2 rRNA genes (1 of these 2 cut by a window edge) are annotated in these 2500 nt (G+C 53.9%); both read left to right on the top strand.

From position 1 onward, the window contains the following. Window positions 1-1739 (top strand): 23S ribosomal RNA (locus TEP_RS17880) (it extends 1142 nt beyond the left edge of the window). A gap of 169 nt (window positions 1740-1908) precedes the next feature. Next, window positions 1909-2023, top strand: a 5S ribosomal RNA gene (gene rrf, locus TEP_RS17875). The last annotated feature ends 477 nt before the right edge of the window (window positions 2024-2500 follow it).

Here is a 2500-nt window from a genome sequence, read left to right as displayed (position 1 = left end):
TGGGGTGTGCATATTTATATGTACGCGGTAGAGGAGCGTTCCGTAAGCCGTTGAAGGTGGATTGAGAAGTCTGCTGGAGGTATCGGAAGTGCGAATGCTGACATGAGTAACGATAATGCGGGTGAAAAACCCGCACGCCGAAAGCCCAAGGTTTCCTTGCGCAACGTTAATCGGCGCAGGGTGAGTCGGCCCCTAAGGCGAGGACGAAAGTCGTAGTCGATGGGAAGCAGGTTAATATTCCTGCACCTCGCGTAAGTGCGATGGAGGGACGGAGAAGGTTAGGCATACCGGGCGTTGGTTGTCCCGGGGAAAGGCGGTAGGTTTGGATCTTTGGCAAATCCGGGATCCTTCAAGACCGAGCACCGAGACGAGCCTTTATGGCGAAGTTGCTGATACCACGCTTCCAGGAAAAGCTCCTAAGCTTCAGCTTACGCAGACCGTACCGTAAACCGACACAGGTGGGTAGGATGAGAATTCTCAGGCGCTTGAGAGAACTCGGGTGAAGGAACTAGGCAACATGGCACCGTAACTTCGGGAGAAGGTGCACCCTTTTTGGTGGCTCGTGCGAGCTATAGCTGAAGAGGGTCGCAGTAACCAGGCCGCTGCGACTGTTTATCAAAAACACAGCACTCTGCAAACACGAAAGTGGACGTATAGGGTGTGACGCCTGCCCGGTGCTGGAAGGTTAATTGATGGGGTCAGCCGCAAGGCGAAGCTCTTGATCGAAGCCCCAGTAAACGGCGGCCGTAACTATAACGGTCCTAAGGTAGCGAAATTCCTTGTCGGGTAAGTTCCGACCTGCACGAATGGCGTAACGACAGCGGCGCTGTCTCCACCCGAGACTCAGTGAAATTGAAATCGCTGTGAAGATGCAGCGTTCCCGTGGCAAGACGGAAAGACCCCGTGAACCTTTACTATAGCTTTACACTGAACGTTGAGTTCGTCTGTGTAGGATAGGTGGGAGGCTATGAAACCATGGCGCTAGCTGTGGCGGAGCCATCCTTGAAATACCACCCTGTCGTGCTTGACGTTCTAACCTGGGCCCATTATCTGGGTCGGGGACCGTGTATGGTGGGTAGTTTGACTGGGGCGGTCTCCTCCTAAAGAGTAACGGAGGAGCTCGAAGGTACGCTCAGCGCGGTCGGACATCGCGCACTGTGTGCAAAGGCATAAGCGTGCTTGACTGCAAGATCGACGGATCAAGCAGGTAGGAAACTAGGACTTAGTGATCCGGTGGTTCTGTATGGAAGGGCCATCGCTCAACGGATAAAAGGTACTCCGGGGATAACAGGCTGATACCGCCCAAGAGTTCATATCGACGGCGGTGTTTGGCACCTCGATGTCGGCTCATCACATCCTGGGGCTGTAGTCGGTCCCAAGGGTATGGCTGTTCGCCATTTAAAGTGGTACGCGAGCTGGGTTCAGAACGTCGTGAGACAGTTCGGTCCCTATCTGCCATGGGCGTTGGAGATTTGAGAGGGGCTGCTCCTAGTACGAGAGGACCGGAGTGGACGAACCTCTGGTGTTCCGGTTGTCACGCCAGTGGCATTGCCGGGTAGCTATGTTCGGAAGCGATAACCGCTGAAAGCATCTAAGCGGGAAGCGCGCCTCAAGATGAGATCTCCCGGGGCACAAGCCCCCTGAAGGAACCATGTAGACTACGTGGTTGATAGGTCAGGTGTGTAAGTACAGCAATGTATTGAGCTAACTGATACTAATGATCCGAGAGGCTTGACCATATAACCTCAAGTTGCCTTGGCCGACATGACATGTCGATAGATCCAAGTGCACGCTACGTCACAAGACCAAACGAGAGGCAGGCGCTCAGGCGCGTCTCTTTGCAACGCNGGCANCANCANGCCCGCNCCCTGCAANGACACGACGCCCAGGCGACACTCCAANCGCCTCCCTGGTGAAATTAGCGCTATGGAACCACCCGATCCCATCCCGAACTCGGAAGTGAAACGTAGCTGCGCCGATGGTAGTGTGGCCTAAGCCATGCGAGAGTAGGTCATCGCCAGGGTTTATACCCCGAAAACCCCGCTGCTCANGCAGCGGGGTTTTCCTTTTTTTGCAAGCCTCAGGTTTCGACCTGGACTTAACGCAACAACTTCACGAAGAGCTTCAAGTTCCTCTCACAAGTTGTTGACAAAGCTGAAAAGCCTGCCATAATAGGCGGCTCGCAACGACGAAAGGCCTTCGGGTCCAACGACGAAGCAGCATCGGCAACAACGTCCACCTCGGTGAGACGGCCTTGAAAAAGGTGTTGACGAAGCGGAAAAGTCGGCTATAATGGGCGGCTCGCTACGAAGGAAACTTCGCAGCACACGGGAATGGCGCTGAGGCCACTTCCCCGGATCTTTGAAAGTATGCGCAGGTATCTTGTGAAGGCGCCTGCAGGAAGGATGATTGTCCATCTTGCAGACGTTTGATCAAGCAACTATTAATTGTTTTAAAGCAAGCGATACGTTGCCAGAATCATTCATCTGCAGCTTTAAAT

This window comes from Stenotrophomonas sp. TEPEL (assembly GCF_004348785.1).
Classification (GTDB): Bacteria; Pseudomonadota; Gammaproteobacteria; order Xanthomonadales; family Xanthomonadaceae; genus Stenotrophomonas; species Stenotrophomonas indicatrix.
The sequence above is the reverse complement of the archived record's forward strand: the minus strand, read 5'-3'. Positions and strand labels throughout refer to the sequence as shown.